We start from the raw sequence: 23,330 nt of genomic DNA on the forward strand, positions 1-23,330 counted from the left end.
TCTGCGCCATATTGCATTATCAGTCTAGGATCCAGGTCGCGGTATCGTTGTTGCGGCAAGCCTTGCTGGCACCGCCAACGGCCACGCAGACCTGTTTAGTACGGCGGGGACGTGGACGGTCGCTACGCACGGTGGCGTCATAACGGCTACTTTCAACCCCGGCTTTCGGCGGGATGTAACCAATCAGCTGTCCATTGGGTTCATCGGCAACGGCTAACCAACTGTGGTCGACACGTCCTAGTACTTCAAACGGTTTCGCGTTATCGAGATAACGAACAACCTTGCCGCCATAATCAGGCGTGGTCATCACCGACGCCGCATAGAGTGCGCGGAAACTCTCATTAATCGGCGTGAATTCGCCTGGCGCTGCCACCGCATGACGGTGGACTAGCTTGACGCCATTGACCTCACTGGTGACCAGGGTGTCATCAGTCATCGGCGGTGGTGGCGCTTTACAACCCGCCAACGTCAATACTGCCAGCAGAGTGAGCAACAGACTCTTATTCACCATGAACCTCAAATTTCATCAGATTAGCTGCAGATTAGTATGTGGCACACGCATCTAAGGCGGGCAGGGTATGCAGCGGGAAAGCCATAAAAAAACAGTCAGATTACAGAAAGATAGTGCTGTGCTCAGTCTACCTAAGACTTTTGAGAATTCAATCCATTGCATAGCGAGAAAACCCGTGCTATCAGGCGAAAATAGCGCATATCAGGGGGATAAAAAACCTGTGCCTGTAGTGATAGATAAGCTGAATTTACTTATTTAGTCGTGTAAGCGTGTGACGCAGGCGATAAAGCCGCAGAGCCGCAGAAAGATGTCTCGGCATTGGTAAGTAATATTAATATTTCCTTAAGGTTGAAAAAAGATTGCGCAGGTAAACAATTTTCTTACTTTCGGAATTTCCGCGCGCATTTCCGCCAGTGCTAAAGCCAGTCCGGCACGGCTTTTGCTTAAAATCGTTATGTCTATTTTGCACGAGAAAACGTGATGAGCCGGGCCCTAGAGTATTTGCATGCCAGCCGCGCCAGCGAAATTGCCAGCTTGCGACGGCTAATGCGCACAGGCGAACAGATTCTCGCCATCAGTGAGTTGATTCACGTGCTGCAACGTGAACGCGGCGCCAGCAACATCTGGATTTGTTCAGCCGGGCGGCTGTTTGGTGATGAGCTGGACGCGCGCGCGCGTGAGGTAGAGCAGCGTCAAAAAATTGCCTTAACAGTCCTGCCGGAAGCGGTGGCACAGCCGGGTTACAGCCGTTTCTGTATGCTGATTGCTGCAGCACTGCAGTCGTTAGAGAGTCTGCCATCACTACGTCAGCATATTCGGGAGGGCCAATACAGCCATGCAGAGGCGATGGAGGGCTTTAATCACATTATTCGTACCTTACTGAATCTGGTCTTCGAGGCCACGGATACCGCCAGTGAGCCCGCAATTTCCCGTGCACTGATTGCGCTCTTTAGCTTTATGCAGGGTAAGGAGCTGGCGGGGCAGGAGCGCGCCACGGGGTCTGCCGGTTTTGCTGCCGGGCAGTTTACCCCGGAACAGCGTCAGCGGATTCAAATGTTGATCGCCGCTCAGGAGCAAAGCTTCGCAACCTTTAGTCAGTTCGCGGATACGCAAAATCAGCAGCAATGGCTGTTGATGGCGGATGCGGACAGCCAGATTGAGCGTCTGCGTCGCATTGCCTGCACCGGCGCGCAGTGCGGTGAAAATGGTGTGTTGCAATGGTTCACGCTGCTGAGCCAACGTCTCGATCAAATGAAACAGATCGAGGATGGGTTATGCAGCACATTAATGGCGTGTTGCCAGCGTGCCATTACTACCAGCGAACAAGCTGAACCGCAACACCTGGCGACCAATCAGGACGCGAGCTTCTCCTTGTATGTCGCAGGCGCCAACTGGCTGGGTGAACAGGAAGCAACGCTGGACAGTAACGGCCTTGCCCCTCAACTCGGCCGCTCGGTGTTGTCGCTGATCCGTGAGCAGGCGCAACGTTTACAGGCGCAGGCGGATGAACTTGCCACCATGCGTGCTTCTCTGGATGAACGCAAAATCATCGATCAGGCCAAAGGATGGCTGATGCAGCAGCACGGTTTTAGCGAGCAAGATGCCTGGCAAGCGCTGCGTAAAAGCGCCATGAATCAGAACAAACGCATGCTGGATATTGCGCAGGCGATCCTCGCCGTGGCGGCGACGCTGAAGCCATAACCCAAAGTAGGTAGCTGCACAAACCTTGTGCGTATTGTGCGTCAGGGCAGTGCAAAGCGTGGTCAGATCCCTGCGTCATGCCCGCGGTGATATTGATTTTTTCAGTGAAAAATTTTCTGGCACAGGCTTTGCACTAATTCATAGACATTGCGCATTTGTTTCGCCAACGGCGGTGAAGCGAGTGCTTTGGATAAAGGCGTCCGGCCCCATGTTTTAACGACATGCGGGAGGACGCCTTTTTTTATTTCTCTTTTTCAGGAAGCGCATGATGAGTAAAACGCGGTTTGCAGTCTCACGTCGTCAGTTCCTGCTGGGTAGCGCGGTGGTGGGGAGCAGTTATTTACTGCCAGGCTTACGTAATGCGGTGTGGGCCGCCGGTTCAGATGCGCCCGAAAAGAGCAGCGTGCGCGTCGGCTTTATTCCACTCACTGACTGTGCTCCGGTGGTGATGGCGTCGGTTAAAGGTTTCGACAAAAAATACGGGCTGACGTTACAACCGAGTAAAGAAGCCAGCTGGGCGGCGGTGCGTGACAAACTCACGGCCGGTGAACTGGATGCCGCGCACGCGCTTTACGGCATGATCTACGGCTTACAGTTGGGTGTGGCAGGGCCACAACACGACATGGCCAACCTGATGACGCTGAATAACAACGGTCAGGCCATCACGCTCGCTAATCAATTGAAAGAGCAGAAGATTACAGATGCTGCCAGCTTGCAAAAGCTGATCGCCAGCCAGGCCAAAGGCACTTACACCTTTGCGCACACTTTCCCCACCAGCACCCACGCGATGTGGCTCTATTACTGGCTGGCAAATGCCGGCATCGATCCGTTTGAAGATGTGCGCACCGTTGTGGTGCCACCGCCGCAGATGGTGATGAACATGAAGATGGGCAACATGAGCGGATTCTGCGTGGGCGAGCCATGGAATCAGCGTGCCATCAGCGACAACATCGGTTTTACCGCCACCACTACACAGCAAATCTGGCCCGATCATCCGGAAAAAATTCTCGCCACCCGTGCGCAATGGGTCAAAGAAAACCCCAATACCGCGCGTGCGATGACGGCCGCGATACTGGAAGCCGCGCGCTGGATCGATGCTTCTGATGAAAACCGTAAAGAGACCGCTGCTGTGTTAGCCGGGCGGGCATGGATCAACACCAAAGTTGAAACCTTAGAAGGGCGCATGCTCGGCCAGTACGAAAACGGACTGGGCCAGCAATGGCAGGATGCCCATGCCATGCGTTTCTTCCACGATGGCGAAGTGAGCTACCCGTGGCTGTCTGACGGCATGTGGTTCCTGACACAAATGAAGCGCTGGGGCATGGTGAAAACCGCACCGGACTACGCTGCTGTTGCCCGTCAAATCAACCGTATCGACATCTATAAGCAGGCTGCCACGGCAGTCGGCGGTATTTCTGTTCCCGCCAGCGAAATGCGCAGCAGCACGCTTATCGACGGCAAAGTGTGGGATGGCAGCAACCCTGCCGCCTATGCCGACAGTTTCACCATTAAACGTAGTTAAGTGAGGTCAGCATGAAATCTGAAGCCCGAACGCTGAACGCCGCGACGCCTGCCGTCGCTCAACCGGCGCAGGTGATTGCGCTTAACGTGCCAAAGAAACCGCGCGCACGTCAGCGCTGGCTGCGACCGCTGCTACAGCGACTGATTCCGGCGAGTTGCGGCGTCATTCTGCTGCTGTTTGTCTGGCAACTGGCATCAATGTCGAGCAAAGGCTTCCCAACGCCATTTGCCACCTGGCAGGCGGCCGTGACGTTGTTCGCCGATCCCTTCTATAACAACGGTCCTAACGATCAGGGTATTGGCTGGAACGTGGTGGCCTCACTACAACGCGTGGCGGTGGGCTTTGGTTTGGCAGCGCTGGTGGGCATCCCAGCCGGTTTCCTGATTGGCCGCTTCACCTTTGTGGCGCGCATGTTTAATCCAATCATCGCGCTGCTGCGTCCGGTCAGCCCACTGGCATGGCTGCCGATTGGTCTGCTGCTATTTCAGCGTGCGGAACCCGCTTCAAGCTGGACCATTTTCATCTGCTCGATCTGGCCGATGGTGATCAACACCGCCGAGGGCGTGCAGCGTATTCCGCAGGATTACCTCAACGTCGCCCGCGTGCTGCAACTCAACGAATGGACGGTGATGCGGCGCATCCTGTTCCCGGCGGTATTGCCCGCGGTGCTCACCGGCATGCGCCTGTCGATGGGCATCGCCTGGCTGGTGATCGTCGCCGCCGAGATGCTGACCGGCGGGCTCGGCATTGGTTTCTGGATCTGGAACGAGTGGAACAACCTCAATGTGGAAAACATCCTGATCGCCATTGTGGTGATTGGCGTGATCGGGCTGTTGCTGGAGCAGGCACTGATGCTGCTGGCACGTCGTTTTAGCTGGGATAAATAGGGAGCCGATGATGAATCCGATTATTCGCGTACAACAGGTGAGTCAGCGTTTTAATACCGCCAGCGGTGAATTTCTGGCTCTCGATAACGTGAGCTTTGATATCCACGCGGGCGAAACATTGAGCCTGATTGGTCACTCCGGCTGCGGTAAATCCACTTTGCTCAACCTGATTGCCGGCTTAACCCAACCCAGCAGCGGTGTGCTGCTGTGCGAAAACCGTGAAATCAGCGGCCCCGGCCCCGAGCGTGCGGTGGTGTTCCAGAACCATTCACTGCTGCCATGGCTCACCGCGTATCAAAACGTCGAGCTGGCGGTGCAGCAGGTGTTTAAAGGGCAAATGAGCAAGGGCGAGATGAGTGAGTGGATCGAACACAACCTCAATCGTGTGCAGATGGGCCATGCCATGCACAAGCGCCCCTCGGAAATCTCCGGCGGCATGAAACAGCGTGTGGGTATTGCACGTGCGCTGGCGATGAAACCGCGCGTGCTGCTTTTAGATGAACCCTTTGGGGCTCTCGACGCCTTAACGCGCGCGCACCTGCAAGACAGCGTGATGCGTATCCAGCAGGAGCTGAAAACCACCATTGTGCTGATCACCCATGACGTAGATGAAGCGGTGTTGCTGTCGGATCGCGTGCTGATGATGACCAACGGCCCGGCGGCGCAGGTTGGCGAGATTCTCACGATGGATCTGCCGCGCCCACGTTCCCGCGTGGCGCTGGCGGATGAGCCGCGCTACCACCAGCTACGCCAGCAGGTTCTGCATTTCCTCTACGAAAAACAGACGGCAGTGGCGTAAGGAGCGGGCGATGGTACAGCAGCTGGTGGTGATTGGTAACGGGATGGCGGCGATGCGCATGGTGGAAACCTTGTTGCAACGGGCGCCAGGCTGCTATGCCATCACGGTGATTGGCCGTGAAGCACAGGGCAATTACAACCGTGTGCTGCTGTCACCGGTGCTGTCTGGGGAAAAAGACTTCGCTGACACGCTGATCCACACGCCGGAATGGTATGTCGCACACGACGTGCAACTACTGATGGGTGAAGAAGCGCTGCAGGTGGATCTCATTGCACGGACGGTGTTCACCGACCAACGCACGCTCCACTGGGACAAGCTGGTGTTCGCTTGTGGTTCACAACCCCGAATGCCGGACCTGCCGGGTGTTGAGCGCCCGCAGGTGTTGGGATTTCGCACCTTGCGCGATGTCGACACCATGCTGGCGCAGGATGGACCCGTGGTGGTGCTGGGCGGCGGATTGATTGGCGTGGAAGCGGCTGCGGCGCTGCGTCTGCGCGGTCGCGACGTCACGCTGCTGCATCACCGTCCATGGCTATTAGATCGCCAACTGGATCAACAGGCAGGCGCGCTCTTGACCCAGCATCTCACCCAACGCGGGATCCACTGCCGCCTTGGCGTGTCGCTGCAATCGATCCATCGCGCTCACGTTACGCTCACCGATGGCACGTCACTGCCTGCTCAGCAGGTGGTGATGGCGATTGGCGTCGTGCCTGAAATCGCACTGGCACAGCAGGCTGGCGTGCCGTGCCAGCGTGGGATTCTGGTCAACCGCCAGCTGCAAACCTCGGTCGCTAACGTCTATGCACTGGGCGAATGCTGTGAAATCGACGGTGAAACCTTTGGTCTGGTGGCGCCTTGCCTCGCTCAGGCTGAGGTGCTGGCGGCACAGCTGGCCGGCGAGCCAGTGGCGGATTTTTACCATCAGGAGAGCGGTACGCGGCTCAAAGTCACTGGCATTGAGATGTTCAGTGCGGGCGACATCCGCGAAGGTGAATCCATCATCAGTTTTGACCCTTTCGACGGCCACTATCGCCGTCTGTTCTTACGCGATGGCGCACTGCGCGGCGTGCTGCTGTTTGGTGACAGTCAGGGCGCCAGCATGCTGCTAACCCAATTACAACAGGCGGAACACGTAGGCATTCACGCGCTGTTCGGTCTGGATAATCCCTTAACGCAGCCTGGTGCTGCAGGAAGCAATGTGATGAGCAAACCTATTCTCGCCGTGGTGGGCCACGGCATGGTCAGCCACCATTTTCTTGAGCAGCTGGTGAGTCGCGAACTGCATCACCACTACCATGTCGTGGTGTATGGCGACGAACCTCAAATGGCGTATGACCGTGTGCACCTGACGGAATACTTCACCGGAAAAAGCGCCGACGATCTGTCACTGGTCAGCGAGAACTTCTTCGCGCAACACGGAATAGAACTGCGCACGGGGTGCGAAGTGCTGGCGATTGATACCGACAAGCGCAGTCTGCGTGATGCCAGCGGAGCAGAACTGGCGTGGGACAAACTGGTGCTGGCCACGGGTTCCGTACCCTTTGTACCACCGGTGCCGGGACGAGAGAGCCCACGCTGTTTTGTCTATCGCACGTTAGCCGATCTGGATGCTATCGCGGCCTGCGCCAACCAGGCCACGCGCGGTGTGGTGATCGGCGGTGGTTTACTCGGGCTGGAAGCGGCTAACGCGCTCAAGCAACTGGGACTGGAAACCCACGTGGTAGAGTTCGCTCCGCGTCTGATGGCGGTGCAGCTGGATGACGGCGGCGCGCAGATGCTGCGCGGCAAAATTAGCGCACTGGGCGTGCAGATCCACACCAGCAAACAGACCGAAGCGATTGAAAGCCAGCCGGACGGCAGCGTGCAGCTGCGCTTTGCCGATGGCAGTGTGTTAGAAACCGATCTTATTGTGTTCTCCGCAGGCATCCGACCTCGTGATGCACTGGCGCGGGCGGCGGGTATTCAGCTCGGCGAACGGGGCGGCATTGCCATTAACGACGGCTGTGAAACCAGCGTCGCAGGCGTGTATGCGATTGGCGAGTGTGCGCTGTGGCAGGGACAGATTTTTGGGCTGGTCGCGCCGGGCTATCAGATGGCGCGGGTGCTGGCAGCACAGCTGGCGCAGGAGGAGCTGGCGTTCAATGGCGCGGACATGAGCACCAAACTCAAACTGCTTGGTGTAGAAGTGGCATCGTTCGGTGATGCGCATGGCCGTACCGCAGACAGCCAGAGCTATCACTGGACCGACAATCCTAAAGGCATCTACAAAAAGCTGGTGGTGTGCAAAGACAGCAAAACATTGCTCGGCGGGGTACTGGTCGGTGACAGCGGTGATTACAGCAACCTGTTACAGATGATGCTCAACAAGATGCCACTGCCGAGTGAACCCGAAAGCCTGATTCTGCCGCAGTTGGCAGGCGCGCCCTCTAAAGCACTGGGCGTGGCCGCGTTACCGGAAACCGCACAAATCTGCTCCTGTCATAACGTCAGCAAAGGCGATATTTGTGCAGCGGTGCAGGGTGGTTGCGGCGATATGGCCGCGATCAAAAGCTGCACCAAAGCCGCTACCGGCTGTGGCGGCTGCAGCGCACTGGTGAAACAGGTTATGGAACTGGAGCTGGCGAATCAGGGCGTGGTGGTCAAAAAGGATATCTGCGAGCACTTTGCCTACTCAAGGCAGGAGTTGTATCACCTGATTCGCGTCGGCAAAATCACCACCTTTGATCAACTTATTAAGCAACATGGTCGTGGCCATGGCTGTGAAGTGTGCAAGCCGCTGGTGGGCTCGCTGCTGGCTTCGTGCTGGAACGAGTATCTGCTTAAGCCGCAGCATTTGCCGTTGCAGGACACCAATGACCGCTACTTTGCCAACATCCAGAAAGATGGCACTTACTCGGTGGTGCCACGTGTGCCTGCCGGGGAAATCACACCCAAGGGGCTGATTGCGATTGGTGAAGTGGCGGCACGCTACGATCTCTATACCAAGATTACTGGCGGACAGCGCATCGATCTGTTTGGTGCACGACTCGAACAGTTGCCTGACATTTGGGAAACCCTCATTGCCGCGGGCTTTGAAACCGGCCATGCCTATGGCAAATCATTGCGCACCGTGAAGTCCTGTGTGGGGTCGACCTGGTGCCGTTATGGCGTACAGGACTCCACCGCGTTCGCTATCGCGCTGGAGAACCGCTACAAAGGGCTGCGTGCCCCGCACAAGATTAAAATGGCGGTGTCGGGCTGTACGCGTGAGTGTGCGGAGGCACAGAGCAAAGACATTGGGGTGATCGCCACTGACAAAGGCTGGAACCTTTATGTGTGTGGTAACGGCGGCATGAAACCGCGCCATGCCGATCTGTTCGCCAGCGACCTGGACGATGCGACACTGCTACGTTATGTCGACCGCATTCTGATGTTTTATGTGCGCACCGCCGACCGTTTACAGCGCACCAGCGTGTGGATGGAGAACATGGAAGGTGGGCTCGATTACCTGCGCAGCGTCATTATCGAGGATGCCCTCGGCATTGGCGACATGCTGGAGCAGGAGATGCAAGTGGTGGTGGATCGCTACCAGTGCGAATGGCAGAGCACGCTACAGGATCCCTCCCGTCGTGCACTGTTTCATACCACGATTAACAGTCAACACATGGATGAGACCCTCAACTATGTGCGTGTGCGCGAACAACGCCAACCTGCCGCCATGGACATCATTCCGGTCACCAACGTGCCTGCCGAACCCTGGAGTGAAATCTGCGATGTGACCGCCATTCCTGAGGCTGCGGGCATGGGCGCACGACTGGGAAGCCAACGCGTGGCGCTATTCCGTTTTGGCGAAGCCTTTTACGCGCTAGAGGATATCGAACCGGGCACGCAAGCCAGCGTGCTGTCTCGCGGCATTCTGGGTGATGTTGCGGGTGAGCCGGTGGTGATCTCCCCGCTTTACAAGCAGCGCATACGTTTACGTGATGGGCAAAGTTTAGATAACGCCGAACATCAACTGCGCTGTTGGCCAGTGCGCGTGGAGGGCAGCAAAGTATGGCTGGGCCATCAGCCCATTCTTGCGCTCGCGGCGGCATCATGAAAACCACCTGCCCATATTGTGGCGTCGGCTGTGGCGTGGAGGTTAAGGCGCCGGATCAGCCGGTAAGCGGTGATCTGCAGCATCCGGCGAACTTTGGTCGCCTGTGTGTCAAAGGATCTGCGTTAGGTGAAACGCTGTCTCATGAGGGGCGTTTGCTTTGGCCGCAGATCCATGGCGAACGCGTCAGCATGGATCAAGCGCTGGATCATGTTGCACAGGGCTTGCGCGATATTATCGACAAGCATGGCCCGCAGGCCGTGGCGTTTTACGGTTCCGGCCAACTGCTTACTGAGGATTACTACACCGCCAACAAGCTGGTGAAGGGCTTTATCGGCGCCGCCAATATCGATACCAACTCACGGTTATGTATGGCATCGGCGGTGGTGGGTTACAAACGCGCATTCGGTGCCGATGCCGTGCCCTGCTGTTATGAAGACATCGAGCAGGCGGATATGGTGGTGCTGGTGGGTTCAAACGCGGCGTGGGCGCATCCGGTGGCGTGGCAGCGCCTGGTGCAGGCGAAAACCGATCGACCAGAAATGCAGCTGGTGGTGATCGACCCACGTCGCACCGCCAGCTGTGATATCGCCGATCTGCATCTGGCTCTGCAGCCGGGATCGGACAGTGCGCTCTTCGCCGGGCTACTTAACTGGCTGAACGAGAATGAGGCGGTGGATGAAACGATGCTGCCGCATCTGGCGAACGTCGAAACCACGCTGGAGGCCTGCAAAGCGTGGGATCTGGCCACGGTGGCCGTCGCCTGTCAACTTAGTGAGCACGCTATTCTCAGCTTCTGGCAGCGGTTTGCTGCACAACCACGCGTACTCACGCTGTGGTGTATGGGCATTAATCAGTCACAAACCGGCAGTGACAATAACAATGCAATTATCAATGCGCATCTGCTGAGTGGAAAAATTGGCTATGCAGGCGCGGGTCCCTTTTCATTAACCGGACAGCCGAATGCCATGGGCGGGCGTGAGGTCGGTGGCTTAGCGAATCAGTTGGCGGCGCACATGGGGTTCAGCGCAGAGGAAGTGGATCGCGTCAGTCGCTTCTGGAACAGCCCTCATGTGGCGCGTCAGCCCGGTTTAACCGCGGTTAATCTGTTCAATGCGATTGATCGTGGCGAAGTCAAAGCGGTGTGGATCATGGGCACCAATCCGGCGGTGTCGATGCCGGAAGGCAATCGTGTCGCTCAGGCATTGGCCAGGTGCGAATTGGTGGTGGTATCGGAAGTGAGCGCGCGCAGTGATACCGCTGATTTAGCTGACGTATTGCTGCCTGCGCAAGGGTGGGGCGAAAAGAACGGCACGGTGACCAATTCAGAACGCCGTATCTCACGTCAGCGCAGTTTTATCGCCCCAGCCGGCGAAGCGAAACCTGACTGGTGGTTACTGGCGCAAGTCGCTCAGCGTCTGGGATATACCGAAGCCTTTGCCTGGCAGCACCCCAGCGAAATTTTTGCGGAACATGCCGCACTGTCTGGCTTCGAAAACCATGGCCGCCGCGCCTTCGATATCAGCGCACTGGCACATATTACGCGAGAACAATATGACCAGCTCGCACCCGTACAGTGGCCGCTGAATGACCGCGCGCCGACGGGCACCGCACGGCTGTTTGCCGATCGTCGTTTCTTTCACGCGGATGGCAAAGCACGTTTGCTGCCGCCCGCCATTCCGGTTAAGACGCTGACCAGCTCGCATTATCCCTTACTGATGAACACCGGGCGCATTCGTGATCAGTGGCACACCATGACGCGCACCGGCAACGTGCCACGCCTGATGCAGCATTACGATGAGCCTTTTGTCGCGCTGCATCCGCATGATGCTGCGGCGCACGGCTTGAGCCAGGGCGACCTGACACGCGTACAGTCTGCGCTCGGCTGGTGGAGCGGCCGCGTAGTGATCGACAGCGGGTTAGTGCGTGGTCAGCTGTTTATCCCGATGCACTGGACACGCCAGTTTAGTGCACAGGCAAATGTAGACGGCTTAGTGGCGGCTCACTGCTGTCCTGACTCTGGGCAACCTGCGTTGAAGCAGACCGCCGTGCGTTTGCAACCGCTGCGTCCGGCATGGCAGGGATGGCTGTTCCTGCCTGAGGTGATAACGCCGCAGCCAGTGCTGTATTGGTCGCGTGCGCCGCAGCAGGGGGCACAGCGTTATGTGCTGGCGGGCGAGGCGCAGGCAGAGGATTGGTTAATGCAGCTCCCCACGATGCAGGAACTGCAGTGGCAACAGGCGCGGGCGGGACAGCAGCTGCACATGCTGGGCTGGCGCAATGGTCGATTAATGTGTGCGTTTTATGCAGCTCCCTGGCTGCCAGAGATCGATCATGGCTTTGTAGCGCGAGCCTTCACGGAAACACCCTCTTCTCCACAGCAGCGCCATGTGCTATTAGGCGGACGTCTCGCATTGGGTGAAAGCCAGGGGCGGACGATTTGCAGCTGTTTCGGCGTGGGTGAAGTGGCAATCCGTCGGGCGATTGTACAGGGCTGCGATTCTCCAGCGGCACTCGGTGCAGCGCTGAAGTGCGGCACCAACTGTGGCTCCTGTATTCCGGAGCTAAAAACCTTACTGGCAACCCTGCGCGTGGCGCAGTAGCGGAGAGCATCATGACTCAGGCGATTGGGCGTCTCGATAAACTGTTCAACCCCCAGAATGGAGAGGCGACGCCAGGGGGTGTCTGGCTGGTGGGGGCCGGGCCGGGCGATGTCGAACTGCTGACGGTAAAAGCGTTGCGTTTGATCAAAAGCGCGGACGTGGTGGTGTATGACCGCCTGGTGAGCGACGCGATCATGGCTGAAGTCCCGTCCGGTACGCTGGCGATTGATGTCGGTAAAAAGCCGGGCAGCCATGGCCTGAAGCAGGCGCAGATTAATCAGCTGCTGGCGGATCTGGCGGCCAGTGGTCGATCGGTGGTGCGTTTGAAGGGCGGCGATCCCTTTATTTTCGGCCGCGGCGGGGAAGAGATGCTGTTTCTGCAGCAGGCGGGCATTGCCTGCCATGTTGTGCCCGGTATCACCGCAGCGGCAGGTTGTGCGGCGGCAAGTGGCATCCCGTTGACGCATCGTGACTGTGCGCAGTCTTTGCGGTTAATCACCGGACATGGGAAAAGCGGTGAGCCACAGCTAGGCGACGCCAGCCTGGCCGCCCCCAATCAGACGCTGGTGTTCTATATGGGGCTGAAATGGAGCGAGAGTATTAGCGCCCAGTTACAAGCCCATGGACGCGCTGCCACTACGCCAGTGGCGATCATTGAAAATGGTACACGGCCTGACCAGCGCGTGATGGTGACGACGCTGTCGGACCTGAGCGCCACTATTGCGCGTGAGCAGGCGCAATCCCCCGCATTGTTGCTGGTGGGAGAGGTGGTACGCTTTTATCGCCAGCCCCATACTGCTGATCTCAGCGCAATTTCACTTATGGCTAAATAAACTCGTATTTTCCCCCCTTAATCCACGCTTTAGCCTTGGCGGGTTTTGGCATCCTATGCTCAGAATTCCTGCCAGCTGAGGTATGTCGTGGCTGAAGAGAGCGACGAGGACAAAACAGAATCGCCCACGGCGCACCGACTAGAGAAGGCGCGAGAAGAGGGGCAGATTCCGCGATCGCGCGAGCTGACATCGGTACTGATGCTGCTGGCGGGCTTGCTGATCCTGTGGCTCGGCGGCGAACTGATGGCTGAACAGCTGGCCAGCATGTTGGCCACTGGCTTTCGTTTCGATCATGCCATGGTGACCGATGACAAAATGATCATCGCCCACATCAGCAACCTGATCGGCCAGGCAGTGATGGCGCTGCTGCCGTTGATGGCAGGCCTGGTGATCGTGGCGATTGCTGCACCGATGCTGCTGGGTGGGATCAATATCAGCGGTAAATCAATCAAGCTGGATTTCAACAAGCTGAACCCGTTGAGTGGTCTTAAACGCATGGTTTCCTCCCAGACCTGGGCGGAACTGCTAAAAGCCATTTTGAAGGCGGTGCTGGTGGGGCTGGTGGGTGGCTGGTACATCTGGTCACACTGGCAGGAGATGCTGCGGTTAATCAGTGAATCACCCATCAACGCGCTTCATCACGGTTTAACCATGATTGCCATTAGCTGTGCGTTGATCATGCTGGGCCTGGTACCCATGGTCGGTTTCGACGTGTTCTGGCAGCTCTACAGCCATTTCAAAAAGCTGAAAATGTCCCGCCAGGAAATCCGCGACGAACACAAACAAAACGAAGGTGACCCGCACGTCAAAGGGCGCATTCGTCAGGCGATGCGTGCGGCGGCCCGTCGTCGCATGATGGCAGATGTACCGAAAGCCGACGTTATCGTCACCAACCCAACGCACTACTCGGTGGCGTTGCAGTATCAGGAAGGCAAGATGAGCGCGCCAAAGGTGATTGCGAAAGGGGCCGGAGATATTGCACTTAAAATTCGTGAGCTGGCAAAAGAACATCGCATTCCGATTTTAGAAGCACCGCCGCTGGCGCGTGCGCTGTATCGACACACGGAAATTGGTCAGTTCATCCCCGGCGCGCTTTACGGTGCCGTGGCGGAAGTGCTGGCCTGGGTATGGCAACTGCGTCGCTGGAAACGCGAAGGTGGCCTGATCCCAACCAAACCAAAACAGCTGCCGGTTCCGGCAGACATGGACTTTGCAGGAGAGAACAGAAACGATGGCTAATCTGGCCGAAAAGCTGCGTTTACCGGGCAACTTTAAAGACACGCAGTGGAAGGTGCTGGCTGGACCGATACTGATCATGTTGATCCTGTCGATGATGGTGCTGCCGTTACCTGCCTTCATTCTCGACCTGCTGTTCACCTTCAACATTGCCTTATCGATCATGGTGTTGTTGGTGGCAATGTTTACCCAGCGTACGCTGGAATTCGCTGCATTCCCGACCATTCTGCTGTTCTCAACGTTGCTGCGCCTGGCGCTGAACGTCGCCTCAACCCGTATTATCCTGCTCGAGGGTCATACAGGGGCCGATGCTGCCGGACGCGTGGTTGAAGCTTTCGGCCACTTCCTCGTGGGCGGTAACTTTGCCATCGGTATCGTGGTGTTCATCATCCTCGTTATCATCAACTTTATGGTTATCACCAAAGGTGCCGGACGTATCGCCGAAGTGGGCGCGCGTTTTGTGTTGGATGGGATGCCCGGTAAGCAGATGGCGATCGATGCTGACCTTAACGCCGGATTAATCGGCGAAGAGGAAGCCAAACGTCGTCGTAGCGAAGTGACCCAGGAAGCCGATTTCTACGGTTCAATGGACGGTGCGAGTAAGTTCGTACGTGGTGACGCCATCGCCGGTATTTTGATTATGGTGATTAACGTCATCGGCGGTCTGCTGGTGGGCGTGGTGCAGCACGGCATGGATCTGGGGCACGCAGGTGAAACCTATACACTGCTGACCATCGGTGACGGCTTGGTGGCACAGATCCCGGCGCTGGTCATCTCTACCGCTGCGGGTGTTATCGTGACACGCGTCAGCACCGATCAGGATGTGGGCGATCAGATGGTCTCCCAGCTGTTCAGCAATCCGCGCGTGTTGATGCTGAGTGGTGGTGTTATCGGTCTGCTCGGCCTGGTGCCGGGTATGCCCAACTTTGTCTTCCTGCTGTTTACCGCCGCGTTGCTCGGTCTGGCCTGGTGGTTGCGCGGTCGGGAGATGAAACCGAAGACTTCCTCGGAACCCACTAGTCTGGTCAAAACGCAGGAGACCCCCGCAACGGTGGAAGCTTCCTGGAAAGACGTACAGCTGGAAGATTCGCTGGGTCTCGAAGTGGGTTATCGCCTGATTCCCATGGTTGATCATCTGCAAAACGGTGAGCTGCTGGGCCGCATCCGCAGTATCCGTAAAAAAGTCGCACAGGAGGTGGGCTTCCTGCCGCCGGTGGTGCACATCCGTGACAACATGGAGTTGCCGCCTGCGCGTTACCGCATCCTGATGAAAGGCGTGGAAATTGGCAGCGGTGATGCCTATCCGGGGCGCTGGATGGCGATCAACCCTGGTACCGCAGCCGGCTCTTTGCCGGGTGAACCGACAGTCGATCCTGCCTTCGGTTTAGCGGCAATCTGGATTGATAGTGCGTTGAAAGAGCAGGCGCAGATTCAGGGCTTTACCGTGGTAGAAGCCAGTACCGTGGTGGCAACGCATCTGAACCACCTGATTGGTCAATACGCCAGCGAGCTGTTTGGCCGTCAGGAAGCGCAGCAGCTGCTGGATCGCGTGACCCAGGAGATGCCGAAGCTGACGGAAGATCTGGTGCCGGGCGTCATCACCCTGACCACCCTGCACAAAGTGCTGCAGAACCTCTTGATTGAGCGCGTTTCGATCCGCGATATGCGCACCATCATCGAAACCCTGGCGGAACATGCGCCGGTCCAGACCGATCCGCAAGAGCTGACCAGCGTGGTTCGTGTGGCGCTGGGCCGTGCGATTACTCAGCAGTGGTTCCCGGGTAACGGTGAAGTGCAGGTGATTGGACTGGATGCCACCTTAGAACGCCTGCTGCTGCAGGCCTTGCAGGGCGGCGGCGGGCTGGAGCCCGGTCTGGCCGATCGTCTGTTAGTGCAGACGCAGGGCGCATTGCAACAGCAAGAGATGACGGGAGCACCGCCGGTGCTGCTGGTGAACCACCCGCTGCGTGCCTTACTGGCGCGATTCCTGCGCCGCAATCTGCCACAGTTGGTGGTGCTGTCAAATATGGAACTGACCGACAATCGCCAGATCCGTATGACTGCCACCATCGGAGGTAAATAACCATGCGTCGTTGGTGCTGGGCATTAATGATGTTACCGATGATGGCGTTGCCGCTCTATGTGGATGCAGCCGGATCCTGGAATGACAGTGCCAGTGGTCCGAGCCTCGGCGTGCGCGGCAACTGGCACACGACGCCGGCTTTAAAAGCACCTTCGCCCGCTGTGGGCACCATCACGGTGGTGAACTGGCGTTACCAGTTGAGCCGTCCAGCCCCCTCGGGGCTGATTGTGCGTTTGTGTGCGACTCAGCGTTGCGTAGAGATTGAGGGCGGCAGTGGTTCAACGCGTAGCCTGGCGAATATTCCGGCTAACGAGACGCTGCATCTGGCGTTCGGTTTTCAGGGGAAGGGGGCGTTACCGCCGGGATTACGAGTGGTGAGCAGTGAAGTGACGGTGAATTACCAATAGCCCATAAAAAACCCGCCGAGGCGGGTTTTTTGTTATTACATACGCTCGACGGTTTCGATACCCAGCGTATCCAGACCTTGTTTCAGCGTTTTAGCGGTCAATGCAGCCAGTTGCAGACGGCTGTTACGCACCTGTTCATCCTCGGCGGAGAGGATTGGGCAGTGCTCGTAGAAGCCAGAGAACAGGCCAGCCAGATCGTACAGGTAAGCACACATCACATGCGGTGTGCCATCACGCGCAACCTGGGTGATCACTTCTTCAAACTGCAACAGACGAGTCGCCAGTTGCGCTTCACGCTCTTCGGTCAGCACGATGTCGCCGCTCAGGCTGTCAGCTTCAATGCCGGCTTTACGGAACACAGAAAGCACGCGCGTGTAGGCATATTGCATGTAGGGTGCAGTGTTACCCTCAAACGCCAGCATGTTATCCCAGTCGAAGATGTAATCGGTGGTGCGGCTTTTTGACAGATCGGCATATTTCACCGCGCCGATACCCACCACTTCCGCCAGATCCTTCAGCTCTTGCGCTGACATTTCCGGGTTTTTCTCGCTGACCAGCGCATGCGCACGCTCAACGGCTTCATCCAGCAGATCGGCCAGCTTAATGGTGCCACCGCTGCGGGTTTTAAATGGACGACCATCTTTGCCCAGCATCATGCCAAACGCATGGTGCTCCAACGGCACAGACTCGGGCACGTATCCGGCTTTACGCACAATGGTCCACGCCTGTTGCAGATGTTGATGCTGGCGCGAATCGATGTAGTAAAGCACGCGGTCGGCATGCAAGGTTTCATAGCGGTATTTGGCACAGGCGATATCGGTGGTGGTGTAGAGGTAGCCGCCATCCTTTTTCTGGATGATCACGCCCATCGCTTCGCCTTCCTTGTTTTTAAACTCATCAAGGAACACCACGGTTGCGCCTTCGCTGGTCACGGCCAGCCCCTTTTCACGCAGGTCGCTTACGATGCCAGGCAACATATCGTTGTACAGGCTTTCACCCATCACATCTTTACGCGTCAGCGTCACGTTCAGGCGGTCATAGACTTCCTGATTCTGGCTCATGGTGATATCAACCAGTTTTTTCCACATTGCACGGCAATATTCGTCGCCGCCTTGCAGTTTCACTACATAACCACGGGCGCGTTCGGCGAAGGCTTCGTCCGCATCATAGGTGACCTTGGCTTCGCGGTAGAATTCTTCAAGGTCCGCCAGCGCGATATCTTCGTGATGCTCATTCTGCTGCTTTTCCAGATAGGCAATCAGCATACCGAACTGGGTGCCCCAATCGCCGACGTGGTTGGCGCGGATCACGTTGTGGCCGAGAAATTCCAGCGTACGTACCGCAGCGTCACCGATGATGGTGGAACGGACGTGACCGACGTGCATCTGCTTGGCGACGTTGGGTGCCGAGTAGTCAATGACAACGGTTTGTGGCTTGAGGCTGCTGACGCCAAGGCGCGGCAATTGCAGAGCCTGCGCGGCCTGGGTAGCCAACCAGTTGCGATCGAGGAAAATATTGATGAAGCCGGGGCCGGCGATTTCGACTTTGCTGGCGATGCCGGCGAGATCCAGATGCTGAATCACCTGTTCAGCCAGCTGGCGCGGAGCCTGACCGAGCTTTTTCGCCACAGCCATGATACCGTTCGCCTGATAATCACCGAACTGCACTTTAGCCGACTGACGAACCTGAGGTTCACAATCCGCTGGCGCACCCGCCGCTACCATTGCCTGACCGACTTTATCGGATAGAAGAGCCTGAATATTCACCGCGTTACCTTCATATGCTGAAAAGGCCCGCCAGTGGCGGCGAGCCGATGCCTTCATCCCGCAACAGCGCGGCGGGACGGAAAAATAAGAGGGGAAGTATACGTGAAATGTTAAAGTGCGTCAGCTTTTAGCATGCGCAATGGCGGGTAACAGCAACCCGCGCGCCGATTAACGGCGACGCGGGTGACGACGAGGATTTTTAACGCTTTTGTCTTCACGCACCTTCCAGTGGCGGGAAATTGCAAATCCCATCAATGCAATCAGGACCGCGACAACAATGAGCATAGACATAGAGCCATTCCTTGTAGTTGTGAAACACAAATTTATAAGAAAGGGTATCAAGCTGCAATTGTTTGCAACTGAAATAAGACTTATCTCATTGTATTAATTATCATTAATATTAACAGTGATTTAAGGTGTTTTCATAAAGTAACTGCTGGACCTGTTTAGGCGAATAATCCTAAAGAGAGGGCCTATTTATGCGGTTTCAGGTCTTTTCCATGATGAAATCGGAGGAATCCGACGACTTTGTCAAGGGGATTCTGAAGCGCTGCTGTTTTTAAATTGATTAAAATAATTGAACTGATATTGATGTATCTGGAGTGTTGAGATGAATTTTCCTGCGGAACTGAGTGATTTAGAACAAGACCTGGCTCGATTTGAGCACGCCTTGCAGCAATTTGCTGAAAGATTAGGGCTGCGGTTATCCGAACATGAGGCCGATCACCTGGCGGTGCGCTGCCATCAGTTCGCAACGGCGGAGCGCTGGAAGGCGGGATTGCTGCAAATGGGCAGTCAGTTTTCCGAAGCGATTATCAACGGGCGTCCGATCTGCTTGTTCAAATTGCATCAGCCGTTAACGCTCGCGGGATGGCAGGTCGATGTGATTGAGTTACCCTGGCCGGGTGAGAAATTGTATCGCCATGAAGGCTGGGAACATGTGGAAATTGTGTTGCGCGGTGAGCCAGAAACATTGGGTATGCGCGCGATGGCCTTGCTCTCCGATCATGCACTGACGCAACCCGGCATTTCGTTTAAAACCAGCGCGCCAAAAGGTGAGCATGAGCGTTTGCCCAACCCGACACTGGCGGTGACGGACGGGCAAACCACCATCAAGTTTCATCCCTGGCGATTAGAAGAGATTGTCGCCAGTGAACAAGGCTAACGCCGTGCCATGACCGCGCTGTGCAATCGGCTCACCGCCTGCTCCAGTGAAGCGCGCGTGCAGCCGAAGTTAAAGCGCACGAAGTTGTCATCCCCAAAATCGCGGCCGGGTGAAAAACCGAGGCCGTGTTTTTCAAAATAGAGAGCGGGACTGGCCACATCCAGCTGGCTGGCATCAATCCAACCGAGATAGGTCGCTTCGGGCGAATTCATGTGCAGTTCGGGAAGTGTATTCACCTGCGCCACCAGCCAGTCGCGATTCGCTCGCAAGTACTGGATTTGCGCCTCCAGCCATGCATCACCTTCACGCCAGGCTGCTTCTGCTGCCACCAGTGCAAGAATATCGACCCCAGGCACAATACCTTCGCGTACCTGTTTAAACCGTTTGCGTAATTCAGGATTGGGGATAATCGCCATTGATGCGCCCAGACCGGCGATGTTGAAGGTTTTCGACGGCGAGATCAGCGTAATGCTGCGCTGTGCGGCATCATCACTCAATGCCGCGAAAGGCGTGTGGCGGGCATCAGGCGACAAAATCAAATCACAGTGAATTTCATCAGAACAAACGATTAAATCGTGTTGCTGAGCAAACGCCAGTTGCGCCTCCAGTTCCTCGCGACGATACACCGTGCCGCCGGGGTTTTGCGGATTGCACAGCATCAGCAAACGTTCATTACCCTGCATCGCAGGCGTATCGAGATCGACGACCCAGCGGTCGTGCTGTAATTGCAGCGGCAAATTGATCTGTTCACGCTCGGCGAGTCTTGAGGCAGCGCGGAACGGCGGGTAAATAGGCGTTGGCGCGACTGTGCGTTGCCCAGCCTCGGTAAACGCGCGGACCGAAAGGTTAAGGCCACTGACGATACCAGGCAGCATAACGATCCATTCCGGCTGAATATGCCAGTTGTAGCGCTGCGCCAGGCGGGAAACAGTGATATCAATCAATCCCGTGGGCGTACCGCCATAGCCAAAAACACCGTGATCGACGCGTTTTTTAATGGCCTCAATAATGCAGGGTGGCGAGCGAAAATCCGTGTCTGCAACCCATAAAGGCAGCACATCACGATCGCCATATTTGTGCCACTTCAAACTATCGCTGTGACGACGGTCTATCCATTGATCAAAATCGAATGCCATAGTGAGGTTTCCACGTAAACTGTCCAATTAAGCAGACTAACTTAAGCCATCCTCTCGAGCCAGAAGTCATGAAAAGGAGCAAGCTATGACGAAACTGGAAATTTGTTGCTACGGCATCGACTGTGCAATGACTGCACAGCAGTCCGGTGCCGATCGCGTGGAACTGTGCAGTGCCCCACGCGAAGGCGGGCTGACGCCGTCAGCTGGCGTGCTGGAAGCCGCACAGCGTGAACTGTCCATACCGGTTCACCCGATTGTTCGCCCGCGTGGCGGCGATTTTTGTTACACCGCACAGGAATTTGAGGTGATGAAATCCGACGTGGCGCTGATGCGTGAACTCGGTTTCCCTGGCGTGGTGATCGGCATGCTGGATGAAGATGCCCATGTTGATATTGTGCGCATGCGGCAGATCATGGCGCTCAGTGATGGCATGGCGGTGACCTTCCACCGCGCTTTTGATTTATGCCACAGCCCCAAACGCTCGCTGGACGTACTGGCGGATTTAGGCGTTGCGCGTATTTTGACTTCCGGCCAGCAGCAGAGCGCGGAAACGGGAATTGCATTGTTGCGGGAACTAAATGAACTGAGCACGGGTCCAATTATTATGGCCGGTGCCGGAGTCCGTTTGAGCAATTTGCAGAAATTTATCGATAGTGGTCTACAGGAAGTCCACAGCTCCGCCAGCCGATTAGTTGCTTCGCCGATGCGCTACCGTAAAGCCGGTGTTTCTATGTGCTCCGAAGCAGAAGTCGACGAATTCAGCCGAACTTGTGTCGACGGCGATGTGGTCGAAGCGATGAAAAGTATGCTGGAAATGACCGCGGTTCGTGTCGCCTGAGTTCGCACCCGTTTTGCCGCGCAGCACGCCAAAACTCTGACGTGATGTTTGCAAGTACCAAACCCCAGCGCATTTGCTGGGGTTCTTTTTATCTGCTGTATAGCCGTTGATAGCGCATTGTTAAAAAAGATGCTTTGATTACTCTATGGCTTAGCGCGGATAACATTCATGAAATCCTACTCTTGTGCTGTTTTAGTGCTGCTGTTCCCCCTGTCTGGCACGGCGCTGGCGGTGAGCACTGCCTGTCCGCCTCTGAGCAAAAACATTACCAGCAGCAACAACTGGATTATGCTGGGGGGTGATGCCAAAGGCGCGGTACGTCAGGTGGTGGCAGGGGAATTTGGTAAAGATGTCGATTCGCAGAAACGCGTACTGGGGCAGTTCGATCAGTGCGGGGATTTGATGGTTGCCGACATTACGTATGACAAGAACGAAGGCAACGTGGTGCTGACCATGGAACAGCACATCGCCCGCGTGCAGCGAGGTTGGGTGGCGGAGTATGCCTACCTGGTCAAAGTGGTAAAAGCGGGCAAAGAGGAAGTGGTGGATAACCGCCAGGGCACCATCAGTTGGCAAATGGGCCAGCATGGCAACATCATCAGTTCGTCCGACAAATTCACCAGTATGGGCAAAGATGGCTTCACCGATACCACCTACCGCTACGATAAACATTTTCGCCTGGAAAAGAGCGTAGCGCGTGGCAGTGATGTGATGACCAACGGAGAGAGCACCTGGCGCTGGAATCCACAAGGGCTGGTCACCTCATCGTCCAGTGCGCGCGGTAAAGATACCTACAGTTATGATAAGCAGTGGCGAGAGCTGCGGCTTAATGGCTTCGCTACCACGCCTGTCAGTACCTTAAGTTCAGTTGATGAGTGTCAGTTATGGGATGAGGTGGGCAACTGTACGTTGAGTTATCTGCATGAAACCGAGGTGTTTGCCAAAGGCACCATCGAGCGTCACCTGAGCTCTGCCTATAAATATCAGTATTGGGATCGCCCGCCAGCCGTGGCGGATGAGGGGGAATAAAGGCGTTTTATCATTGCTGGCAAGTTGAGAATTATTATCAATTGCTGACGGAAGGTAACTATCGTCAAGATGTTGCGGCAAGGTTAAGATAGCGGCCAACTGACAGGGAGCTCGCCATGACACTGATATTCTCATTTCTTTTTGCCATTACTATTCTGACGTTAACGCCAGGCTTTGATACCGCGCTGGTGCTGCGTTCCGCCGCCGCACAAGGCTGGAAACGGGCATCAGCCACCGCTTTGGGCGTCACCATGGGCTGTCTGGTGTGGGGCGTAGCGGTGGGGCTGGGTCTCGGCGCGCTGCTGCTGGCTTCCGAAATGGCGTATAACCTGCTGAAGTGGGTCGGCGCCGCCTATCTGCTCTATCTCGGCGTTAAACTGCTGCTGAATCCCCGCATCCAGGCGGAAGAGAGCCATAGTGTGCAGGGCAAAGAGCAAAGCTATTTCGCCTGCTTCTCGCGAGGATTATTCGGCAATCTGTTAAATCCGAAAGTCGGTGTGTTTTATGTCACATTCCTGCCACAGTTTATTCCGGCCGGTGCGTCAGTGGCGCTGTGGTGCACCCTGATGGCGTTAACGCATATGATGATTGGCCTGGTATGGAATGCGGTATTGATTGGCGGCAGTCAGTATTTTGCTGCGCATCTGCGCCGTCCAACCGTGCTGAAAGTGATGGATCGTTTGACGGGCTGTGTGTTTATCGGTTTCGCCGCGAAGCTGGCGCTGTCGCGGCGTTAAGC

18 protein-coding genes are annotated in these 23,330 nt (G+C 56.4%); 14 read left to right on the plus strand and 4 right to left on the minus strand.

Translation table 11 applies throughout. The features are described from left to right. Nucleotides 1-19: 19 nt before the first annotated feature. On the minus strand, nucleotides 20-511 hold the full coding sequence (locus VI01_RS17200; protein ID WP_197079601.1) for an SH3 domain-containing protein: 492 nt from the start codon (nucleotides 509-511) through the stop codon (nucleotides 20-22). A gap of 480 nt (nucleotides 512-991) precedes the next feature. Between VI01_RS17200 and VI01_RS17210 the strand changes: the two genes are divergently transcribed. The 10 genes from VI01_RS17210 to VI01_RS17255 all read left to right on the plus strand — a co-directional run bounded on the left by VI01_RS17210 (nucleotide 992) and on the right by VI01_RS17255 (nucleotide 16,657). Further along, complete coding sequence (locus tag VI01_RS17210) at nucleotides 992-2,212, plus strand: nitrate regulatory protein (protein ID WP_045816033.1); 1,221 nt, start codon at nucleotides 992-994, stop codon at nucleotides 2,210-2,212. A 265-nt stretch (nucleotides 2,213-2,477) separates the two neighbouring features. Beyond that, nucleotides 2,478-3,734: a CmpA/NrtA family ABC transporter substrate-binding protein gene (locus VI01_RS17215; RefSeq protein WP_369801882.1), complete on the plus strand. Its 1,257-nt coding sequence runs from the start codon at nucleotides 2,478-2,480 to the stop codon at nucleotides 3,732-3,734. An 11-nt stretch (nucleotides 3,735-3,745) separates the two neighbouring features. Then, complete coding sequence (gene ntrB, locus VI01_RS17220; protein ID WP_045816035.1) at nucleotides 3,746-4,621, plus strand: nitrate ABC transporter permease; 876 nt, start codon at nucleotides 3,746-3,748, stop codon at nucleotides 4,619-4,621. 10 nt (nucleotides 4,622-4,631) lie between these two features. Beyond that, entirely contained in the window at nucleotides 4,632-5,420 is a 789-nt protein-coding gene (locus VI01_RS17225; protein ID WP_045816036.1) for an ABC transporter ATP-binding protein, read from the plus strand. A gap of 10 nt (nucleotides 5,421-5,430) precedes the next feature. Further along, nucleotides 5,431-9,498, plus strand: coding sequence for a nitrite reductase large subunit NirB (gene nirB / locus VI01_RS17230; protein ID WP_075564114.1), 4,068 nt, complete (start codon nucleotides 5,431-5,433; stop codon nucleotides 9,496-9,498). Further along, complete coding sequence (locus tag VI01_RS17235; RefSeq protein ID WP_045816037.1) at nucleotides 9,495-12,098, plus strand: nitrate reductase; 2,604 nt, start codon at nucleotides 9,495-9,497, stop codon at nucleotides 12,096-12,098. The genes nirB and VI01_RS17235 overlap by 4 nt, the downstream gene beginning before the upstream one ends. A gap of 11 nt (nucleotides 12,099-12,109) precedes the next feature. Continuing rightward, nucleotides 12,110-12,931, plus strand: coding sequence for a uroporphyrinogen-III C-methyltransferase (cobA, locus tag VI01_RS17240; protein ID WP_045816038.1), 822 nt, complete (start codon nucleotides 12,110-12,112; stop codon nucleotides 12,929-12,931). 87 nt (nucleotides 12,932-13,018) lie between these two features. Beyond that, nucleotides 13,019-14,170: a flagellar biosynthesis protein FlhB gene (gene flhB, locus VI01_RS17245; protein ID WP_034828621.1), complete on the plus strand. Its 1,152-nt coding sequence runs from the start codon at nucleotides 13,019-13,021 to the stop codon at nucleotides 14,168-14,170. Next, nucleotides 14,163-16,250: a flagellar biosynthesis protein FlhA gene (gene flhA / locus VI01_RS17250; protein ID WP_045816039.1), complete on the plus strand. Its 2,088-nt coding sequence runs from the start codon at nucleotides 14,163-14,165 to the stop codon at nucleotides 16,248-16,250. Before flhB ends, flhA begins: the two co-directional genes overlap by 8 nt. Nucleotides 16,251-16,252: 2 nt before the next feature. Continuing rightward, the gene (locus VI01_RS17255) at nucleotides 16,253-16,657 is read left to right on the plus strand and encodes a flagellar protein FlhE (protein ID WP_045816040.1); all 405 of its coding nucleotides are present in this window, start codon (nucleotides 16,253-16,255) and stop codon (nucleotides 16,655-16,657) included. Between the two features lie 35 nt (nucleotides 16,658-16,692). Here the strand turns inward: VI01_RS17255 and argS are convergent, their stop codons facing one another. After that, nucleotides 16,693-18,423, minus strand: coding sequence for an arginine--tRNA ligase (argS, locus tag VI01_RS17260; protein ID WP_045816041.1), 1,731 nt, complete (start codon nucleotides 18,421-18,423; stop codon nucleotides 16,693-16,695). A 168-nt stretch (nucleotides 18,424-18,591) separates the two neighbouring features. After that, nucleotides 18,592-18,714: a hypothetical protein gene (locus VI01_RS25850; protein ID WP_007889544.1), complete on the minus strand. Its 123-nt coding sequence runs from the start codon at nucleotides 18,712-18,714 to the stop codon at nucleotides 18,592-18,594. A gap of 319 nt (nucleotides 18,715-19,033) precedes the next feature. Here VI01_RS25850 and VI01_RS17265 point away from each other — a divergent pair, with 319 nt between their 5' ends. Then, nucleotides 19,034-19,588, plus strand: a complete 555-nt coding sequence (locus tag VI01_RS17265) for a VOC family protein (RefSeq protein WP_045816042.1) — start codon at nucleotides 19,034-19,036, stop codon at nucleotides 19,586-19,588. Here the strand turns inward: VI01_RS17265 and VI01_RS17270 are convergent. Further along, nucleotides 19,585-20,724, minus strand: coding sequence for a MalY/PatB family protein (locus VI01_RS17270; protein ID WP_045816043.1), 1,140 nt, complete (start codon nucleotides 20,722-20,724; stop codon nucleotides 19,585-19,587). The genes VI01_RS17265 and VI01_RS17270 overlap by 4 nt on opposite strands. An 85-nt stretch (nucleotides 20,725-20,809) precedes the next feature. Here VI01_RS17270 and cutC point away from each other — a divergent pair, with 85 nt between their 5' ends. The 3 genes from cutC (at nucleotide 20,810) to VI01_RS17285 (ending at nucleotide 23,328) form a co-directional block, all read left to right on the plus strand. Beyond that, nucleotides 20,810-21,562 carry a copper homeostasis protein CutC gene (cutC, locus tag VI01_RS17275; protein WP_038646489.1) on the plus strand — a complete coding sequence of 251 codons (753 nt, stop codon included), beginning with the start codon at nucleotides 20,810-20,812 and terminating at the stop codon, nucleotides 21,560-21,562. 168 nt (nucleotides 21,563-21,730) lie between these two features. Continuing rightward, entirely contained in the window at nucleotides 21,731-22,591 is an 861-nt protein-coding gene (locus tag VI01_RS17280; RefSeq protein ID WP_038646491.1) for a hypothetical protein, read from the plus strand. Nucleotides 22,592-22,707: 116 nt separating this feature from the next. Next, nucleotides 22,708-23,328, plus strand: coding sequence for a LysE family translocator (locus VI01_RS17285; protein WP_045816044.1), 621 nt, complete (start codon nucleotides 22,708-22,710; stop codon nucleotides 23,326-23,328). The last annotated feature ends 2 nt before the right edge of the window (nucleotides 23,329-23,330 follow it).

This window comes from Pantoea sp. SM3, from assembly GCF_000963995.1.
GTDB classification, from domain to species: domain Bacteria; phylum Pseudomonadota; class Gammaproteobacteria; order Enterobacterales; family Enterobacteriaceae; genus Pantoea; species Pantoea rwandensis_B.

Bases quoted from the DNA above. Each gene is read 5' to 3' on its own strand.
- VI01_RS17200 (WP_197079601.1), bottom strand. From the start codon at position 511: ATGGTGAATAAGAGTCTGTTGCTCACTCTGCTGGCAGTATTGACGTTG.
- VI01_RS17210 (WP_045816033.1), top strand. From the start codon at position 992: ATGAGCCGGGCCCTAGAGTATTTGCATGCCAGCCGCGCCAGCGAAATT.
- VI01_RS17215 (WP_369801882.1), top strand. From the start codon at position 2,478: ATGATGAGTAAAACGCGGTTTGCAGTCTCACGTCGTCAGTTCCTGCTG.
- ntrB (WP_045816035.1), top strand. From the start codon at position 3,746: ATGAAATCTGAAGCCCGAACGCTGAACGCCGCGACGCCTGCCGTCGCT.
- VI01_RS17225 (WP_045816036.1), top strand. From the start codon at position 4,632: ATGAATCCGATTATTCGCGTACAACAGGTGAGTCAGCGTTTTAATACC.
- nirB (WP_075564114.1), top strand. From the start codon at position 5,431: ATGGTACAGCAGCTGGTGGTGATTGGTAACGGGATGGCGGCGATGCGC.
- VI01_RS17235 (WP_045816037.1), top strand. From the start codon at position 9,495: ATGAAAACCACCTGCCCATATTGTGGCGTCGGCTGTGGCGTGGAGGTT.
- cobA (WP_045816038.1), top strand. From the start codon at position 12,110: ATGACTCAGGCGATTGGGCGTCTCGATAAACTGTTCAACCCCCAGAAT.
- flhA (WP_045816039.1), top strand. From the start codon at position 14,163: ATGGCTAATCTGGCCGAAAAGCTGCGTTTACCGGGCAACTTTAAAGAC.
- VI01_RS17255 (WP_045816040.1), top strand. From the start codon at position 16,253: ATGCGTCGTTGGTGCTGGGCATTAATGATGTTACCGATGATGGCGTTG.
- VI01_RS25850 (WP_007889544.1), bottom strand. From the start codon at position 18,714: ATGTCTATGCTCATTGTTGTCGCGGTCCTGATTGCATTGATGGGATTT.
- VI01_RS17265 (WP_045816042.1), top strand. From the start codon at position 19,034: ATGAATTTTCCTGCGGAACTGAGTGATTTAGAACAAGACCTGGCTCGA.
- VI01_RS17270 (WP_045816043.1), bottom strand. From the start codon at position 20,724: ATGGCATTCGATTTTGATCAATGGATAGACCGTCGTCACAGCGATAGT.
- cutC (WP_038646489.1), top strand. From the start codon at position 20,810: ATGACGAAACTGGAAATTTGTTGCTACGGCATCGACTGTGCAATGACT.
- VI01_RS17280 (WP_038646491.1), top strand. From the start codon at position 21,731: ATGAAATCCTACTCTTGTGCTGTTTTAGTGCTGCTGTTCCCCCTGTCT.
- VI01_RS17285 (WP_045816044.1), top strand. From the start codon at position 22,708: ATGACACTGATATTCTCATTTCTTTTTGCCATTACTATTCTGACGTTA.